The sequence below is a fragment of the Arthrobacter sp. UYEF21 genome (genome assembly GCF_040546085.1).
GTDB lineage: Bacteria > Actinomycetota > Actinomycetes > Actinomycetales > Micrococcaceae > Arthrobacter.
In genome coordinates this window covers 20800-38480 of sequence record NZ_JBEPNF010000018.1, presented here as the reverse complement: position 1 = coordinate 38480, position 17681 = coordinate 20800, and the positions used below count along the sequence as shown (strand labels likewise).

The 17681-nt window shown below is 66.6% G+C and carries 17 protein-coding genes and 1 pseudogene; 5 read left to right on the top strand and 13 right to left on the bottom strand.

Annotated elements, in window-relative coordinates; all coding sequences use genetic code 11:
* Nucleotides 1-11: 11 nt before the first annotated feature.
* The 7 genes and pseudogenes from ABIB27_RS16455 to ABIB27_RS16425 all read right to left on the bottom strand — a co-directional run bounded on the left by ABIB27_RS16455 (nucleotide 12) and on the right by ABIB27_RS16425 (nucleotide 4296).
* The gene (locus ABIB27_RS16455) at nucleotides 12-569 is read right to left on the bottom strand and encodes a dihydrofolate reductase family protein (protein WP_354217023.1); all 558 of its coding nucleotides are present in this window, start codon (nucleotides 567-569) and stop codon (nucleotides 12-14) included.
* A 23-nt stretch (nucleotides 570-592) separates the two neighbouring features.
* Entirely contained in the window at nucleotides 593-814 is a 222-nt protein-coding gene (locus tag ABIB27_RS16450; RefSeq protein ID WP_354217024.1) for a hypothetical protein, read from the bottom strand.
* On the bottom strand, nucleotides 811-2070 hold the full coding sequence (locus ABIB27_RS16445) for an inorganic phosphate transporter (protein ID WP_354217025.1): 1260 nt from the start codon (nucleotides 2068-2070) through the stop codon (nucleotides 811-813). The genes ABIB27_RS16450 and ABIB27_RS16445 overlap by 4 nt, the downstream gene beginning before the upstream one ends.
* Before the next feature lie 153 nt (nucleotides 2071-2223).
* A complete protein-coding gene (locus ABIB27_RS16440) occupies nucleotides 2224-2739 on the bottom strand; it encodes an HAD domain-containing protein (protein ID WP_354217026.1) in 516 nt (171 codons plus the stop codon).
* Nucleotides 2740-2867: 128 nt separating this feature from the next.
* Nucleotides 2868-3305, bottom strand: a pseudogene (locus ABIB27_RS16435) (FAD-dependent monooxygenase); the annotation flags it as partial.
* A gap of 13 nt (nucleotides 3306-3318) precedes the next feature.
* On the bottom strand, nucleotides 3319-3744 hold the full coding sequence (locus ABIB27_RS16430) for a VOC family protein (protein WP_354217027.1): 426 nt from the start codon (nucleotides 3742-3744) through the stop codon (nucleotides 3319-3321).
* Nucleotides 3745-3816: 72 nt separating this feature from the next.
* Nucleotides 3817-4296 carry a hypothetical protein gene (locus ABIB27_RS16425; protein WP_354254287.1) on the bottom strand — a complete coding sequence of 160 codons (480 nt, stop codon included), beginning with the start codon at nucleotides 4294-4296 and terminating at the stop codon, nucleotides 3817-3819.
* Here ABIB27_RS16425 and ABIB27_RS16420 point away from each other — a divergent pair.
* Entirely contained in the window at nucleotides 4273-4893 is a 621-nt protein-coding gene (locus ABIB27_RS16420; RefSeq protein ID WP_354217029.1) for an L-threonylcarbamoyladenylate synthase, read from the top strand. The two genes, ABIB27_RS16425 and ABIB27_RS16420, sit on opposite strands and share 24 nt — an antisense overlap.
* A gap of 6 nt (nucleotides 4894-4899) precedes the next feature.
* On the opposite strand, the gene ligD is transcribed toward ABIB27_RS16420, so the two are convergent.
* Nucleotides 4900-5922 (bottom strand): non-homologous end-joining DNA ligase, encoded by a 1023-nt coding sequence (gene ligD, locus ABIB27_RS16415; RefSeq protein WP_354217030.1) that lies wholly within the window; start codon nucleotides 5920-5922, stop codon nucleotides 4900-4902.
* 77 nt (nucleotides 5923-5999) lie between these two features.
* Here ligD and ABIB27_RS16410 point away from each other — a divergent pair, with 77 nt between their 5' ends.
* Complete coding sequence (locus ABIB27_RS16410) at nucleotides 6000-6677, top strand: alpha/beta hydrolase family protein (RefSeq protein WP_354254285.1); 678 nt, start codon at nucleotides 6000-6002, stop codon at nucleotides 6675-6677.
* A 340-nt stretch (nucleotides 6678-7017) separates the two neighbouring features.
* Here ABIB27_RS16410 and hrpB read toward each other — a convergent pair whose 3' ends face one another.
* Complete coding sequence (hrpB, locus tag ABIB27_RS16405) at nucleotides 7018-9738, bottom strand: ATP-dependent helicase HrpB (RefSeq protein ID WP_354254283.1); 2721 nt, start codon at nucleotides 9736-9738, stop codon at nucleotides 7018-7020.
* Between the two features lie 94 nt (nucleotides 9739-9832).
* On the opposite strand from hrpB, the gene ABIB27_RS16400 reads away from it, so the two are divergent.
* Nucleotides 9833-10093: a hypothetical protein gene (locus ABIB27_RS16400; RefSeq protein WP_354217033.1), complete on the top strand. Its 261-nt coding sequence runs from the start codon at nucleotides 9833-9835 to the stop codon at nucleotides 10091-10093.
* Between the two features lie 6 nt (nucleotides 10094-10099).
* On the opposite strand, the gene ABIB27_RS16395 is transcribed toward ABIB27_RS16400, so the two are convergent.
* The 4 genes from ABIB27_RS16395 to ABIB27_RS16380 all read right to left on the bottom strand — a co-directional run bounded on the left by ABIB27_RS16395 (nucleotide 10100) and on the right by ABIB27_RS16380 (nucleotide 16568).
* Entirely contained in the window at nucleotides 10100-11953 is a 1854-nt protein-coding gene (locus ABIB27_RS16395; RefSeq protein ID WP_354217034.1) for a gamma-glutamyltransferase family protein, read from the bottom strand.
* Between the two features lie 197 nt (nucleotides 11954-12150).
* Entirely contained in the window at nucleotides 12151-12906 is a 756-nt protein-coding gene (locus ABIB27_RS16390) for a polysaccharide deacetylase family protein (protein WP_354217035.1), read from the bottom strand.
* Nucleotides 12907-13141: 235 nt separating this feature from the next.
* The gene (locus tag ABIB27_RS16385) at nucleotides 13142-14398 is read right to left on the bottom strand and encodes an MFS transporter (RefSeq protein ID WP_354217036.1); all 1257 of its coding nucleotides are present in this window, start codon (nucleotides 14396-14398) and stop codon (nucleotides 13142-13144) included.
* 13 nt (nucleotides 14399-14411) lie between these two features.
* On the bottom strand, nucleotides 14412-16568 hold the full coding sequence (locus tag ABIB27_RS16380) for an elongation factor G-like protein EF-G2 (protein ID WP_354217037.1): 2157 nt from the start codon (nucleotides 16566-16568) through the stop codon (nucleotides 14412-14414).
* Between the two features lie 150 nt (nucleotides 16569-16718).
* Between ABIB27_RS16380 and ABIB27_RS16375 the strand changes: the two genes are divergently transcribed.
* Both ABIB27_RS16375 and ABIB27_RS16370 read left to right on the top strand, forming a co-directional pair.
* Nucleotides 16719-17300: a hypothetical protein gene (locus ABIB27_RS16375; RefSeq protein ID WP_354217038.1), complete on the top strand. Its 582-nt coding sequence runs from the start codon at nucleotides 16719-16721 to the stop codon at nucleotides 17298-17300.
* A gap of 122 nt (nucleotides 17301-17422) precedes the next feature.
* Entirely contained in the window at nucleotides 17423-17602 is a 180-nt protein-coding gene (locus ABIB27_RS16370; RefSeq protein WP_354217039.1) for a DUF1540 domain-containing protein, read from the top strand.
* The last annotated feature ends 79 nt before the right edge of the window (nucleotides 17603-17681 follow it).

The following is a 17681-nucleotide window of genomic DNA, read 5'->3' as shown; positions in this document are numbered from 1 at the left end:
CTGCGCGGACGTCAGCGGACCGCTTCAGCGGAGTTGACGTTGTAACGCAGCTCGACGATCCCGCGCCCCAGGGTGCGGGACGCCGTCAACTCCAGCGGCGGCGTCGGGCCTTCCAGCGGCAGCAGCCGCTTGCCGTCACCCAGCACTACCGGGATGACCGAAAGGATGATTTCGTCGAGGCTGCCGGCGGCTGAGAACTGCGCTGCCAGGTTTCCGCCGCCCACCACCCACACGTTCTTCGTGCCGGCGTCGGCCATAAAGTCCGGGATGAATTCCTGCACCGGACCGCGGACGAACGTCACGTCCGAACCGGGCGGGGCAGCGTGCTCGTGGTGGGTGAAGATGTAGCAGGGCGTGGTGGGATACGGCCAGTTGCCGGGCTCGTGGTCCATCAGCCAGGCGAACGTTTCGCCGCCCATCACAATGCAGCCCACGCCCTCCATAAAGGACTCGTAGCTTTCCTTGCCACCCTCGAAACCGTCAAACTCAAACAACCAGGCGAGGTCGTCTTTGGCGGTGGCGATGAAGCCGTCGAGGGAGGCTGCGACAAAATACTGGAACCTGGGCATGGACCCAGCGTAGCCAGCGGCGGCTACGCGGAGAAGTACGGAATAATCAGGTAGAGCCCGAAGAGGACCGCCAGCCCGCAGAGGCCAAAGCAGACATAGGCGAGCGAACGCTTCAACCTGGGCGATGCCTGCTGGGCGTCGCCGGCAATGGCCGTAAGCCGCACGCCAAGCGAGTACAGGCCCACCACAGTCACGGCAGCGACGAGCGTGGCGCCTCCCACGGTCAGTAGTTCCAACCATTTCATCGCTGGGTATCCTTCGTGTTGCTGGCCCCGGTTGCTGCGTCTGCTGAGGCGTCTGCCGCGGCCTTCGCCCTGGCGCGGGCCCGGGCGAGGGCTTTCTTCTTGGCGAAGCGGACGGCCTGCCCGGCTTCCTCGACCTCCACAGCGTTGTGGTGGCCCACTGTGGCCTTGCGTGAGTAGGAGAACATCAACATCACTGCGGCAGTGCCCGCGACGGCGGCAATCACCACGCCCGCTACGCCCGTCTTCACCAGCAGCGCCGTCAGGGCCCCGACAATGCCGGCCGCAGGCAGGGTGAACAGCCAGCCCAAAGCGATTTTGCCCACCATGTTCCAGCGCACGGTGGTGCCCCTGCGGCCCATGCCGGAGCCGATCACAGAGCCTGAGGCGACCTGCGTGGTGGAGAGCGCAAAGCCCAGGTGGGAGGACGCCAGGATCGCCGCCGCCGTGCTGGTCTCGGCAGCGAAGCCCTGTGCCGGCTTGACCTCTGTCAGGCCGGATCCCATGGTCCGGATGATGCGCCAGCCGCCTGAATAGGTGCCGAGGGCGATAGCCAGGGCACAGGCGGCGATGACCCAGAGTTGCGGGCCGGAGCCCGGGGCCTGCGTGCCGGCAGAGATCAGCACCAGGGTGATGATGCCCATGGTCTTCTGGGCGTCATTGGTGCCGTGGGCCAGCGCCACCAGGCTGGAGGTGAACACCTGGCCGGTGCGGAAACCGCCGCGCTTCTGGGTGAGCTTGCTGCCCGTCTCGGGGTCGTGGCGGGCGGTCAATCCATAAGCGAGCCTGGTGCAGAGATAGGCCACGATCCCGGCAATGAGGGGGGCGAAGATGGCTGGCAGGATGACCTTTTGAAGCAGGGTCTCCAGATTCACGGAGCTGAAGCCGATCCCGGCGATGGCTGCGCCGATCAGTCCGCCGAACAGGGCATGGGAGGAGCTCGACGGCAGGCCCTTCAGCCACGTGATCATGTTCCACAGAATGGCACCCATCAGGCCGGCGAAAATGATCTCGGGAGTGATCAGGACGCCGTCGGAACCTTCCCGGATAATGCCGCCGGAGACGGTCTTGGCCACTTCCGTTGAAAGGAAGGCACCCACCAGGTTCAGGATTGCAGCGAGCGTCACCGCCGTCTTTGGCTTGATAGCACCAGTGGCGATGGGCGTGGCCATCGCGTTGGCAGTGTCATGAAAGCCGTTTGTGAAGTCGAAAAAGAGTGCCAGTGCGATGACCAGCACCACCATAAAGGTGATATCCACCTGTTGCCCAATCTGCAGAGTCGACGTTCAGCAGTTCCGTTGCCCCCACCTGCCCTGCACAGCATAATTCACGTGAAGTTCACGTGAAATGACCTGCGGCGTTAACAGAACCGGCTTGAAACCCTATCGATCGTACGCGCCTCCCGGATGAGGTCAAAACAGCGGCCCGGTGACAAAGGCCGTGACGGCAGCCAGCTCGGCAGGCGAGATTCCCCGGCGCGGATCGGGCGAGAGAACGAGGATCCGCGCGCCCAGAATTTCGGCCCACGCCTGGGCCTCCTGTTCGTACCGGAGCTGGTCGTCAATCCACACGATCCCGGCCGGGGTGGTAGTGGCCACGTCCTCCTGCAGGGCGGCAAGCTTCCACCAGCTCTCACCTGCACCTGCACCTGCACCGGCGGCCGTCAGCCAGGGCCACCGGCCGCCCGCAAAGCCGATGGCGGGGCAGAGGTATTGGGGAGCCATGTCCTCCCAGCTGGTCAGCCACACGCAGCGCAGGCCGGGCAGCCGGGCCAGCCCGTTCAGCCCGTCCACCAACTCCCCCGCGTAGGCCACTTCGAGCATGCCGGCGTTCGCGAGGCTCCAGTCGGAACCCCACGGCGTCCGGCCGGTCGCCCCGAAGGGGCACACCACGCCGTCGACATCCAAGTAAAGGTTGACGTTCCGCAAACGGGTTCTCCGTCAGGCCCGCAGACCCGGCTCGGCACTTAAATGAAGAAGGGGCTGCACGCATCAATGGTCGCATTGCGTGCAGCCCCTTCTCAAGGACTCGTGGCCGTCAGGCCGAACCCGCTAGACCCGGCGACCCAGTTCTCGATCGGGTCGCGGTCGTACATGGGCCAGCGGATGCCCGTGGCCAGGTTCTTCAACGCCTACTGAACGGCGGGGAACCAGTCCTTGCAGGCTGCTTCGAGCTCGTCGACGCCGCCGTACTGCTGTTCGCCGTGTTCGAAAGAGGCGGACTTGAAGACGGCCACGGTGTTGAGCAGCTCGCCTTTGCGCAGCGGGTACTGCACGAGGTGGCAGTCCGGTCCGAGCCAGATGATGACGTCTTCGAGGTCGGCCTTGGGGGTGTCTTCGGTGATCGGGACCGTGCCGCGGTAGGCGACGTTGGCCGAGGGAACCGGCTCATCGCTGGCCACGAGCGGACGCAGCGTGGACTTGAGTCCGTCAGCGCCGATGATGACATCAGCCTCGTAGTCCACGCCGGCGGCGGTGTGCGCCATGCCGCGCCCCGGTAAGGGGAACCTAGGAGGCAGGCGCCGCACCGTTGACGTTGACCAGCCAGGCGGTTCCGAACCGGTCCGTGCACATCCCGAAAATGTCTCCCCACGGTGCCGGTTCCAGCGGGACGGTCACAGTGCCGCCGTCGCCGGACAGCTTGTCCCAGTAACCGCGCAGTTCAGATTCGTCGTCGCCGCTGAGCGAGATCGAGATGGAACTTCCGGACGGGACTTCCATCCCATTGGGCGTGTCCGCCCCCATCAGGGCCAGGCCGTTGGCGTTGGTCAGCATGCCGTGCATGATCTTGTCTGCTTCGGCAGGATCTTCGCTGGCGTGGAACTCACCGAAGGTGCTGAGAGCCAGTTCCCCGCCGAAGACGGAGAGGTAGAACGTCAAGGCCTCCCGGGCGTTGTCCCGGAAGCCGAGATACGGGTTGAGGGTCGTAGGCATGGCGGGTTCTCCTTGAAGACTGAACGAAAGGGTCTTGGAACAGTCACTATCCTGCCGCAATTCCAGCCCGCTTCATAGGGTGTCCGGCGGCCGCACGGACAATAGCAGGCGGCGCCACGAACGGTCCTGGGTGAGGTGCCATGCCTGGCGCGGACCGTCCCACTCGCGGCCCGCATCTGCGAGCCACAATGTGCTGCCGGGGTCCCAGCCGGCAACGACTGTTGCCGTGTCGGGATCAACTCCGAGTGCGCGGCCAGCCGCGCTGAGGTAGCAGCGGACCGTCAGGTGTGCCGCATCCCAGCGGTCCGCAACGCGTTCCCAACCAGGGATCACCCAGCGTCCGTGCCGGCCGGTGGCGCGGAACCAGTCGTGCCGCCGGGATGCCGTGACCTCCAGCGGAAATTCCCGGCACAGGGATGTCCAGTCCTCCGGTGCCCGCACCTCCTGATCGCGTTCGTGCCGCGTCCACTGGGCAAGCGTGGCGTACCGGTGATGCACTAACCGGTGCCGGGCCGTAGGCTCGGGAGCATGGCCAGATACTTTGATGTTCATCCCCACGATCCCCAGCCCCGTGCCATAGCGCAAGCCGTCCGCATGGTGCTCGACGGCGGCCTGATCGCCTACCCCACGGACTCCTGCTACGCGCTGGGCGCGCAGATGGGCAACAAGGACGCGCTGGACCGGATCCGCACTATCCGCAAACTCAATGACAAGCACCATTTCACCCTGGTCTGCAAGGACTTCGCCCAGCTGGGCCAGTTCGTGAACATCGGCAACGACGTCTTCCGCAGCATCAAGGCCGTCACGCCCGGGAGTTATACCTTCATCCTGCCGGCCACCAAGGAAGTACCCCGCAGGCTGCTGCACCCTAAGAAGAAGACTGTCGGCGTCCGGATCCCGGACAACCGGGTGGTGCAGGCGCTGCTGGCCGAGCTCGGCGAACCAATACTGTCCAGCACCCTGCTGCTCCCTGACGAAGAGGATCCGCTGACCCAGGGATGGGAGATCAAAGAGCGGCTGGACCACGAAGTGGATGCCGTAATCGATGCGGGCGACTGCGGGTCCGAGCCCACCACGGTGGTGGACTTCTCCAGCGGCGTGGCTGAGGTGGTCCGGCGTGGCACCGGAGACCCGTCGCGCTTCGAGTAACCGGGCCTAGTCCTGCTTGCGGGCCCGGCTGGGCTGAACGCGGGGCGGTTCGCCCGGCATCTTCGGGTAGTCCGGCGGGAAGGGCAGCTCACCGAGTCCGGACGTAGTGTCGCGGTCCCACCAGCCCAGCAGTTTATCGATGGTGCCGGGGTTTGCGTTCATGCCTGCCCAGGGATCGCCCACCGTTTTCAGCCGGTCCGGGACGGTCAGGATGGTGAAGTCTTTCGGGCTGACGCTTTCCAGCTCCTCCCAGGTGATGGGGCAGGAGACGGGCGCGTGCGGAAGGGCGCGGGGACTGTACGCGCCGGCGATGGTCCGGTCGCGGTTGGCCTGGTTGAAGTCCAGGAACACCTTCGCGCCGCGTTCCTCTTTCCACCAGGCCGTGGTGACCTTGTCCGGCATGCGCCGTTCCATCTCGCGCGCCGCAGCGATCACCGCATGCCGCACATCCAGGAACTCATGGGTCGGCTTGATCGGTGCGTACACGTGAAGGCCGCGGTTCCCCGAGGTCTTGATGAAGCATTCCAGGCCTGCCTCCGCCAGCACTTCCTTCAGCGCCAGCGCGGCCGGAACGGCGTCGTCGAAGTCCGTCCCCGGCTGCGGGTCCAGGTCGATGCGGAGCTGGTCCGGGTTATCCGTGTTCTCCGCGCGCGAGGGCCAAGGGTGGAACACCACGGTGTTCATCTGCACGGCCCAGACCGCGGCGGCCGGCTCGTCCAAGACCAGCATGGGATGTGAGCGTGCGCTCGGAAACACCACCTTCACCGTCCGGATGAACTCCGGGGTTCCCTTGGGCGGGTTCTTGGAGAAGAACTGCTCACCGTCGACGTTGTCTGAGTACCGCTGCAGGGCCACAGGCCGGTCGCCGTTGGCTGCAAGGAATGCCTCCCCCACGTCAACCGTGTAGCGCGCCAGATCCAGCTTGGTCAGTCCCAATTCCGGCCACAGGATCCTGCTGGGACTGGAAATACGCATCTCCCGATCGCCCTTGGGTCCCCGGACGGTGATGGTGGTCTGTTCGCTCGCCATGGGGACAACCTACCCTGCACCGTCAGCCGCGTCAGCACCCGGCGCGCACGGCGCCTGTGATCCGGCATCATGGATCTATGCCCGCAGCTGAATCCCCTGTCATCATCCCGGTCGGCGACCTTGAGGTCTCCGGCGTTTATGCCCGCCCGGACCACCCCTTCGCGACGCTGGTGCTGGCGCACGGGGCAGGCGCAGGCATGGAGCACCCGTTCATGAGCGGTTTCACCCGCGGACTGAACGACGACGGCGTTGCCACCTTGCGCTTCAACTTCCCCTACCGTGAGGCGGGTCGGAAGTTCCCGGACCGGCCACCGGCGGCCATCGCCACCTGGCGTGCGGCCATGGACGAAGCCGCACGCCAGAGACTGGCACACGGAGGCAGCGGGCCGGTCTGGGCAGCCGGCAAATCGTTTGGTGGCCGGATGGCGTCCATGGCCGTTGCGGAGGGAATGGAGGCCGCCGGACTCGTCTACCTCGGGTATCCGCTCCACCCACCGGGCAAACCTGAAAAGCTTCGGGACGGGCACCTCTACGGCCTCACGCTGCCCATGCTGTTCTTGCAGGGGTCCCGCGACACCTTCGCCACGCCGGAGTTGCTGGAAGGTGTGGTGTCCCGGATCGGCCCGTCAGCGGTGCTGGAGTGGATCCAGGGCGGGGACCATTCCTTTGCTGTGGCCGGGACCAAGAGGGACGCCGCGGAGATCGGCGCGTCGCTTGCCCCCGCCGTGGCGGAGTTCATGCGGACCCGCCTCTGAAGCCGGACACCAGGCACCTCCGGGTACCCCGGACCCGGCCGCTAGGATGCGTCTTCGTGCCACCAGCCTTCCCAAGCGGTGGCGCTCAATTGGCTGGCGGGGAAATCGGTCATCCCGTTCCCGCCATGATGGGGGCGGCTATCCTCGCCCCGGCCGGAGTCAAGCAGGAGGTTCAGGCTACTCAAAAGCAACATTCGTACGTCCCTTCATGTTGTGTCTGGACCACGTTGTCCAAGTAGGAACGAGCCTAACGGCGTGGTGTTTCAGGGGGTCGACGCAACGTTTCGGCTGCGTATCGGACATCTCACCCCGGGCAACGGGGGAACGTCAGCCACCAACATCACATCCTGGCTTTGGTCCGCGCGGTCGCCTTGGCAGTCCAGGGGTCCTCGGGCCACGGGTGCCTGGGATAGCGGCCCCGCATCTCGGCCCGCACCTGCGCATACGGACCGGACCAGAACGAGGCCAGGTCATCGGTCACAGCCAGCGGCCGCCTCGCCGGCGACAGCAGATGAAACAGGACCGGCACCCTGCCGTCCACCAGCCGCGGGGTCTCGGCCCAGCCGAAGCACTCCTGCAGCTTGACCGCCACAACCGGCCGCCCGCCGTCGTCCGCGCGTGCCCCTGCACTTTCCGGCACGGCGTCCGCCGGCACCGCGTTCTCCGGCTCTGCATACTCCAACACGTCGGGGTAGTCGATCCGCACCATTGACCCGCTCGGTACCTTCAGCGTTTCCGGTGCCAGTTCGGCCAGTCGGACCGCCGCCGGCCAGGGCAGCAACCTCCGCAAGGGATCGGTGAGGTCAATAGTGCTGGTGGCCGCCCCGCCGGACAGCTTCTCGAGCTCCGGACCCAACCACGCGTCCAGGTCCGCGAGGAGCGCCCGATCCGAAACGTCCGGCCAGGGCGCGCCCAGCTCTCGGTGCAGCAGGGCGAGCCGGCGGCGCAGCGCGTCTGCCGCCGTCGACCATCCGATGGTTCCAAGCCCCTCCGCCGACAGTGCGCGGGCGACGGCGGCGCGTCCGTCGGCGGGAGAGGGCCGGACGGGGGTGGAGGACAGGCTGATGGCGCCCAGCCGCCGTTCCCGGCGGGCCATGACCCGGCCGCGGCTGAACCCTGCTTGAACGGTATCGGTCAGCAACTGCGCGGCGGCTACCTGCGCGAGATCCGCCGTCAGCGGAGCGGCGGAGCGGATCACGGCGCCCGTTCCGGCCGCATCCATGCCGGCCGCGCGCGACACCTCCGCGACGGCCAGCCATTCGTACCCGGAGAGTGGGCTGCCCGCCGGCAGTCCCGCACGCGTTCCGGAGGACAGCAGATAGCGCGACTGACCTTCCCCCGGCACACGCCGCGCCACCCGGTCCGGGAACGCCAGCGCGACGACGACGCCCAGCGCCTCAGCGGCGGTCACGGGAGCAGTGATAACAGAAGGCCCGACGGCAGCGCCTTCCTTCCGCGCGATCGTTTCCAGCCGACGGACGTCCTCCGCCCAGCGCCGGGAAGCGGGCTCCTTACCGGCGCGCAGGGTGGCAAGAAGGACTGTGAGGTCGGCACCCGGGGCACGCTGGTCCCCCGCCACCAGGGCAACTGCTTCAGCGGCCCTGTGATGTCCCACGGCCGCGGCACCGTCCAGGAGCGCGCGGGCAAGCCGCGGATCAGCAGGGACCCTCGCCAGGGTCCTGCCCAGACTGGTGGCGTGCCCGTCACCCCCGACGGCGCCAAGCTCCTTCAGCACCTCGACGGCCTCAGCCATGGCCGCCACCGGTGGTGCATCCGGAAGCGCCAGCCCCTGGCCGCCGGGCGATCCCCAGCAGGCCAGGGTTAACGCCGCGCCGGTCAGATCCGCGACAGCGATCTCCGGGGTCACATGCGCCGGAGCGGCACCGAAGCTTCTTTGGTCGTAGCAGCGCACCACCTGTCCGGGCCCCTGCCGCGCGGCCCGGCCGGCACGCTGTTCCGCCGAGGCCCGCGAGCAGGACACTGTCACCAGCCCGGACATGCCGCGGTTGGCGTCCCGGCGCGGTTCACGGGTCAGTCCGGAATCGATAACCAGCCGCACGCCCGGCACTGTCAGGGAGGATTCCGCCAGATCCGTGGTCACGATAATCCGCGCCGGACTGCCGGGCCGGCGACCGGAAACGGTACGGTCCTGTTCGGCCGGGCTGACCTGCCCGTGAAGCTCCAGGACCTCTGTTCCGGAGACGGCCCGGCCGCGAAGCCGGGCTGCCACGTACCCCACTTCCCAGGCGCCAGGCACAAACACCAAGGCATCGGTGCCGCCATCCCGCGACAACGCACCAGAGTGGGACTCCGCTGCTGTATCTGCCACGTGGTCCAGGAACCCTCGCGCCACTCCACGGCCGTCGAGCCGGGCCGTGGCCGCTGGAACCCATTGAACCTCCAGGGGGTAGAGCGCTGACGGGCAGTCGACGACGGGAGCCGGGCCGCCGCCGTCGTCCCCTGTTCCTCCGATCAGGGCGGCGAAACGGGGTGCGTCCAGCGTGGCGGACATCGCCACGAGGGTGAAGTCTCCGCGGAGCTGGCGGACTTCGCTGAGCATGCCCAGCAGCAGATCGGTTTCGAGGCCGCGTTCGTGGACCTCGTCCACGATGACCGCACCGATGGTCTCCAGGCCCGGGTCAGCAAGGAGCCGGCGCAGCAGAATGCCGGGAGTGACGAACTCCACCAGCGTATCCGGGCCGGCCTGCCGCTCGCCGCGGACCGTGTACCCCACGCGGTTCCCTACCTGGCTGCCATCGAGGGCAGCCAGACGCCGGGCGGCTGCACGCGCGGCGACGCGCCGGGGCTGGGTGACCACCACGCGCGGTCCCCCCTGAACCGACGCGAGGTTGGCGAGCAGCGGCGGGACCAGTGTTGTTTTGCCGGTTCCGGGGGGCGCCTGCACTACGGCTGTCCCTGCTGTACCGCCCGCGCGCAGCACCGTGGCCAGTTCCGCGAGCGACGCCGCGAACGCCAGGCCGGTACTGATGGCCCCGAGGTCAAAGGCACCCGATACAAGCCGGACAGCAGGGGCGGCGTCGGGGCTGTTCGATGAAGTCACCCGTCCATTGTCGCCGCAATCCGGTGGGCTCCGTCAGGGCGCGTCCCGCCTGATAGGTCAGACTGGTAGTCAACCTTCACGAAAGCAGGACCCCTTGATACACCTCCAGCAGGATTCCGAAGGCTTCATCCGCATGAAGAAGCACTTTCCGGCCAGCACTCCCGTGACCATCATCTTCAGCGACGGCTCCAACGAGGAGTTCTCCGGCGGCAGGCTCAACGATATCTACGACGACGCACTCGCGGAGTACCGGGCGCAGAACCATCTCGATGCCAAAGGATTCTCGCGGGGCCCGGCGAAAAAAGTGCAGACTGGAATCGAGTTCGTTGCTGTTCGCCCGGGGATGGGGCAGTAACTTAAATTACCGCGACGGGGTGACCACCATCGCCGAGCCTCCGCCGCGCCGCACGGGTTCGGCTGCGGCGACCATGCGTCCGTTACGGTCGAACTCGATGGCCGTCGCGGCCCCTATCTCGGCCGCTGAGGTAAACGCGTCGCCGGCCTTCACCAGTTTATGGCCGTAGGGTGCCAGCGAGGCTCCGTAGGCCGTGATGAACTCCGGCTCGGCTGTGACAGTAGCGGTATTCCGCTGCGCGGCACGCGGAGCGGCGATCGCGTCACTGACGCTCATGCCGAGGTCCACCCGGTTGAGGATCGTCTGCAGGACGGTGGTGATGATGGTCGATCCGCCGGGTGACCCGAGGGCCAGGAACGGCTTTTCGTCCTCAAGGATGATGGTGGGCGACATCGACGAACGCGGGCGCTTGCCTGGTTCGACCCGGTTCGGGTCCTCCGGGTTCGTCGAATCGTAGGAGAAGTCTGTCAGCTCGTTGTTGAGGAGGAAGCCGCGGCCGGGTACCACCATGCCCGAACCGCCGGTCTGCTCGATGGTGAGCGTGTACTCCACCACGTTGCCCCACTTGTCTGCGACCGTCAGGTTCGTCGTCGAAATGTTTTCGGTGTCCGCTTCGTCGGCGGCCGCTGCAGGTGCAACCGGACACACGCCGTCGTACGACTCCACGTTCCCCGCAGCAACCGGCTTCCCAGCCGCCCGAGTCGGATTGATCGCGCAGGACCGTTCCTTGCCGAACAGTGGGTCGGTGAGCGCATCAGTGGGAACGTCAACAAATGCCGGGTCACCCAGATACTTGGCGCGGTCCGCAAAGGCGAGGGCGCTCGCTTCGAGGTAGTGGTGCAGCGCGGCCGGAGTCGAGACCTCAGACAGGTTGAACGGTTCCAGGATGTTCAGCGCCTCACCCACTGTGGTGCCGCCGCTGCTGGACGGTGCCATGCCGTAGACGTCGTAGCCCCGGTACTCAACATGTGTGGGGTCCTGGTCCAGTGTCCTGTAGGCGGCGAGATCCTCCGTGGTCAGGTAGCCGGGGAAGGCCGGGATGCTGGTATTGGGAGCGGTGGCCGGCGGCACCCAGGTGGGATCCCTCGGCGGAGCCTGCACGGTGGCCGCCATCTCCTCGGCCAGTTGGCCACCGTAGAAAGCGTCAATGCCCTTCTTCGCGATGAGTCGGTACGTGTCCGCGAGGTCGGGGTTGCGGAAGATGCTTCCGACGGCGGGCGCATCGCCACCGGGCAGGAAGAGTCTGCTTGTGGGGGTGAAGGCGGAGAACCGGACCTTGTTGTCGAGGGTCTGCTGGCGGAACGTATCATCCACAACAAAGCCGTCCTGGGCCACGTGGATGGCCGGATCGAGGACGGCATCGAGGTCCCGGGTACCCCACCGCTTCAGGGCCCGTTCCCACGTGGCGAGCGAGCCGGGGACTCCCACGGAGACACCGCTGGAGACGAGCTGCGCGAAGGGGTATGCCTTTTTGGTCGCCGGGTTGATGAACGCGTCGGTGGGCATCTTCGCCGGGGCCGTTTCACGGCCGTCGATGGTCTCCACCTCACCGGTCTTCGCATCGTAGAACACGAAGTAGCCGCCGCCGCCGATCCCGGCGCTGTAAGGCTCCGTCACGCCCAGGGTCGCGGCCGCGGCGACGGCGGCATCCGCTGCGTTGCCGCCGTCGCGCAGGACCTGGATGGCTGCTGCCGAAGCGTCCAGGTCAACGGTACTCACAGCTCCGCCGTAACCGGTGGCCACGGCGCTCTTGTGATCATGCCTCGGGTCCGCCAAAGCGGGAGTGGTCACGGCGCCTGCCGTCACGCTTAGTGCCAACACTGCCGTGACGGCAGCCACTTGACGTCGCAAAGTAGGCATGATGCTCCCTCGTCAGAGTCTTGCGAAGTGTGGTTTTCGCCACCATACTCCGGAGGTTTGCGACTCTCAAGGACTGAATGCGGCCGAACAAAGCAATTGCTGGAGCAGCAGGCGGAACTGGGGCCGCCGCGGTACCGGAAATGGAGCCCCGGTTCGGCGGCCACCAGTGCGCTGGGCGGCCTGGCTTGCCTCGGGTACTACGCCGGCGGCTGGACGCCGGCGGGCGCGACCACGACGGCTGGCGAGCCCTGGTTGAGCGGGTCGGCCGTGGCGGAGGGTGCGACCACTCCGAACTCGTAGCCTTCGGCCCGCAGTGCGTCGATGGTGGCGGCCAAGTAGGTCCACTGCGACGAGGAGCAGGACAAGACGTCCTCAGCGTCGTGGAGCAGGATGATCGCGCCGGGCGCCGCCTCCGCCATCACATACTTCTGGACCCCGTCCGCACCGGGGCACTCAAAGTCGCCGGGATTGCCGACGTCCCAGCGCCAGAGAACTCCGCCGCTCATACCGATGGTCCTGAGGTAGCCCGCCGCGTAAGTGGTGCTGTTGCCGAACGGGAAGCGCATGAGCTCGGGCACCTCACCGGTGATGGCCTTGATGGCGTCGTTGGTGCGGTCGATCTGCTGCTTCTGCTCCGCCTGGCTGGTGTCGGGGAAATTGGCATGGTCCCACGAATGGTTGCCGATCACGTGCCCCTCAGCGCGGATCCGGCGGACGAGGTCGGGGTACTGCTCCGCGTGGGAGCCCTCCAGGAAGAACGTCGCCTTCACGCCCTTCTCCTTGAGGACGTCAAGGACGAACGCGGTGCGCTCGGGCGAGGGCCCGTCGTCGAAGGTCAGGCCGATCAGCGGCTCGTCGGCGGCCTGGGCCGTCGCGGTGGGGCCGCCAGCCAGCAGGGCCACGACCAAGCTCGCGGCGGCCAGAGCAACGACAGAAAACTTGCTCTTTTTCATGATGCTCATCTTCCGTTCTCAAGGTCGTCTTCGACCTTGCTAGATGAGCACCATACGGCCGCCGCTGAGGCGCTGTAAACAGCTCGCACAAACTCAGGGGAGACCCCCGAGTGGCCGGCTACGTTGCCTCACCTGAGAACCTACGAAAGGAAGCCCCTCCCTCCCTGACTGCCGGGAGGTGCTGTGGGCTTCGAAGATTTCTGCTCACGCTCACCGTGCCGGAAATAGCCTCAGGTCAAAGGGATGTGTCGGTCGGAACTGAGGCGGTGTCTGCCGGCGAGCGCCGGCGGCGGCTTGCCAGCAGGAAAGGTACCGCGAAGAGCTCGATTACCCCGCTTAGGGCCAGCGAAAGAGGGTAGCCGTAGATGTCCGCTGCCCGCCCCATGAGGGGCTGCACCACGATGCCGCCGCTCGATCCCATCAGTGAATCGAAACTCAGCACAGTTGCCCGCTGCCTGGACGCGATCATGTCGTTGAGATAGGCCTGCCGGACCGGGGTGGCGGCGGCGGAGACCAAGGCCCAGAGCACCAGCAGCAGCAACGCTACCCAAAATACGCCGGTAAAGCCCAGCGCCACCAGAATCAGTGCGCCCAGGCCGCTGGCAACGATCAGCACTGTGGTGCGTTTTCTGACCAGGCGCCGGACGGTCGGCGCCAGCCAGCCGCCCACCACCTGGGCGCCGGCCACTATACCTGCCGCGAGTCCTGCGACTGAGTAAGCGTGCGGGTCACCGAAGAGTTCCAGCAGGTACGGTTGCAGCGCGTAGAACACGTAGATTCCGACGCCGGCACTGAAGGGCGCGGCAAGCATGATGTACCGCACGGGCGGGTTCTTGAGACCCCCTTCAATGGACGCAGTCAGGACGGCCCGGGTTGCCTTGAGCGGATGCTGTGAGCGCTCCGGTGTGAACCCCACATCCCGCATCAGCAAAAAGGCCACACCGAACATTGCCAGCAGTACTCCCACCCGCAACAGGAACGGCACGCCCAGGTCAGTGACCTGCGCGATCACACCGCCAGCGGTCGAGCCAACGAGCATGGCGATGCCGGCGACCATCTGCGCCCGTCCGAAGACTGTCTCAAGCTCACCATCAAAACCGGCGAAATGCAGCGCGTCCACAAGCCACGCCTCGACGGCCCCGGAGAAGAACGTGAAACCCAGGCCCAGCAGGACGGACACCACCGCCCAGCCCCAGAAGGGTGCGGACAGCTGCCACAGAAGATAGTAGAGGTAGGTGGAGCCGGCCAGGGTCACCGTTCCGAGGAGAAACGACGTCCGGCGGCCCCACCCGTCGGCGATGACCCCGGTGGGTACCTCGAACAGGACCATGCCCGCGGTGAAAAACGCGTTGGCCGCGAAGGCTTCCAGGTTGCTGAGCCCGGCGTCGAGCAGGAAAAGCGTATTGATTCCCCAGATGAACGAGGCCGCCAGCGTGTTGCCCAGCGTCAGGGTGAGGTAGATGCGTTGGATCTTGCGGGCGAGGGCATTCATGGGGTGGCACCCGTCAACTGCTGGGCACCGGCTCGTGCCGCAGGTAGCGGCGGCTGAACCGCCCGGTACCGGCAGTCAGAGCCCGCAACTCGACGGCGTAGCGCAGGAGTTCCTGGTCCGGAACATCAGCATTGATTTCCGTCACCTCCCCCTCGGCGGAGGCTGTACCGGTGAGGCGGCCCCGGCGCCCGGACAAATCGCTCATCACGGCCCCCACGTGCTCGTCCGACACGGTGATGCTGACCGAGGACACGGGCTCGAGCAACTGGATGCGCCCCGCCGCTGCAGCCTCCCGGAGGGCCAGGGCGCCGGCTGCCTGGAAGGCGGCGTCGGACGAGTCAACGCTGTGGGCCTTTCCACCCACCAGCGTCACGCGCAGGTCCACCACCGGGAACCCTGCGGCCAGACCCTTCTGCATCTGGGTCCGGACCCCTTTCTCCACCGAGGAGATGAACGTCCCGGGGATCACCCCACCCACCGTCTTGTCCACAAACTCGAAACCACCGCCCCGCGACAGCGGTTCAACGTTGATGTCGCAGACCGCGTATTGCCCGTGGCCCCCGGACTGCTTAACGTGCCGGCCATGGCCCGCGGCCGGGCCGGCAAAGGTTTCCCGCAGGGGCGTCACTACGTCCTGGGTGTGCAGTTTCACGCCTTGGTCGCGCAGCCTGTCCAGCACGACGTCGGCGTGGGCCTCGCCCATGCACCACAGGATCAACTGGTGCGTTTCGGCGTTCCGTTCCACCCGGAGTGTGGGATCCCCTGCGGCCACCTTGGCCAGGCTCCGGGACAGGGCATCTTCGTCGCTGCGCGAGTCCGCCTCGACGGCTACCGGCATCAGCGGTTCGGGCATCTCCCAGGTGGACAGCAGCACCGGCTGGTCCCTGGCAGAGATGGTGTCACCGGTCTCGGCGCTTCCCAGTTTGGCCAGGGCGCAGATATCGCCGGCAACGCATTGCGCCACCAGCCGGAGGTTTGCGCCCAGCGGGGAATACAGATGGGTGACGCGCTCGTCGGCGTCATGGTCCTGGTGGCCGCGGTCCGCCAGTCCGTGGCCGGCGACATGAACGGGCGTGTCCTCCCGCAGCGTGCCTGAAAACACCCGGACCAGGCAGACGCGGCCCAGGAAAGGATCCACCGTGGTGCGGACCACCTCCGCAGCCAGCGGCCCGTCGGGGTCAGAGGAAAAGCCTCGCACCGGAATGCCGGAAAGGTCGGTCACCGCCGGAAGTCCGCGCTCCAGAGGAGACGGGAAAGCCCGGGTCAGGACTTCCATCAGTTCGGCAGCGCCGAGCCCGGTGACCGCGGAAGTAGGCAGGACCGGGAAAAACGAACCGCGTGCGACGGCGGTTTCCAGGTCCGTGACCAAAACATCAGTATCGATGTCCTCACCTTCCACGTAGCGGTCCATCAGGGTCTCGTCCTCGCTTTCGGCGATGATCCCTTCGATGAGCCGGCCACGTGCCGCCTCGAATCCTGCAAGCTCTTCGGGGCCCGCGGCCCGGGGCGGTCTGGACGAGTCCGTTTCGGAATAGTCAGAGACCGTCCCCTGCAGCAATCCGAGCAGGCCGGTGATCCCGCCGTCGGCCCGCAGAGGGACATAGAGCGGCACCACGGCGTCACCGAAAGCCTGCCGGCAGGAGGCAAGGACGCCGTCGTAATCCGCCCTGGGGTGGTCAACACGGGTGATGACCACGGCACGCGGCATCGCCACGTGTTCGCATTCACCCCACAGTGCGGTGGTGGTGGCATCGATGCCGTCCACGGCCGAGACAACAAACAGGGCCGCGTCCGCCGCCCGCAGTCCTGCCCGCAATTCGCCAATGAAGTCCGGATAGCCCGGCGTGTCCAGCAGGTTCACTTTGATGTTGTTGATGAGCAGCGGAACCACGGCCAATCCCACCGAGCGCTGCTGCCGGACGGCAGCGGCGTCCGAGTCGCTGACAGTGGTTCCTTCGGCGATGGAACCCTTGCGGGAAACCATGCCTTGCGCGGCGAGCAACGCCTCGATCAACAAGGTTTTCCCCGCCCCCGAATGCCCGATGAGCGCCACATTCCGCACTTGGGCCGGACCGTCTGCAGCAATGCCGGCAGCGGCGTCTCCCCGCCGCGCCTCCGGCCCGCCCCGTCCCGGTATCCGTGCTGCGTCCTTTGCGCCTTTCACTGACATGGGAACCTCCTGGCGTCGTGCCGTGTGCACCGGGCCGAATCGTGTCCTTTGATTCGACACCCTGACGGTCTGAACGGCAAGGGTGCCACCTGCGGCGGTGGTTCGTACCGGAGGATAATGGCAGCGAAACACCGGTCTGAGGAGGTCCGCATGCAAGCGCCACCGCGCATCACCGTGGAGGTTCCCGTCATCACGGTGGGGTCCGGCTTGGCTGACTACCAGGCGCTGGGCAGCCTCGTGCAGTCGTTGCGCCGGCCGCAGGGTCTCCATCTGACCCTGCTGCATGTGGGCATCCTGGCAGACTTCGCCCAGGATATTGCAGACTGGACCAAGGGCATCACGCCTCCCGGCAAGGCCGTCCGGGCGACAGTGCGCTGGCTCCAAACGCTGCCGGAAATGGAAGGCTTCGCCGGCACCTCGGAGCGCCTGATCGTGCTGGGCGGCGGCAGCACCGCCGGGCTCGAAGTGGTGGTGCCGCAGCACGTGCAGGACTACCAGGTTTCCTTGGTGGAGGGTTTGCGCGTCCTGCTGGACGGGCTGCTTGTGGACAACGTGGACGACTTCATCCTCAGCTCGGGGGCCCTCGGCTTCAGGTATCCCCATTGGGTTCCCCACGTAGCGGTTGGCCGGCCGCCGTCCCGCGAGCGCGGGCCGTGGGATATTTCCCCGCTGGCCGTTCAGTGCGGACCGTCACGGATCCGGAACGGCCGGTTCCTGCCTGCCGTCCCGTGACGGCCCCGGCAGTCCTGCCGGCAGAATTAGGTCACATGGTTGGGCCTTTTGATCCATCAGGGCGGCGTTAGCGTGGGCAGAGGGATCCGCCCGTCCGGGCAGCCTTAACACGGAGGACTCCCATGGCCACGCACGTCGCAGACTGCAGCGTTTCCAATTGTTCCTTTAACGACCACTCCAATTGCAATCCCGCCGCGATCACGGTGGGCGGCGCCCACGACCATTTGATGTGCAAAGCCCCGGAGGTCCATGTAGGCCCCGGCCGCGACAACGCGGACCGCCTCACGTACGCCCACACGTAAAGACCACCACGCAAGGCGAGAGGACGACGGCGGGACGTTCCCCGCCGTCGTCCTCTCGCGTTCTGGCCTGTTCTTGCCT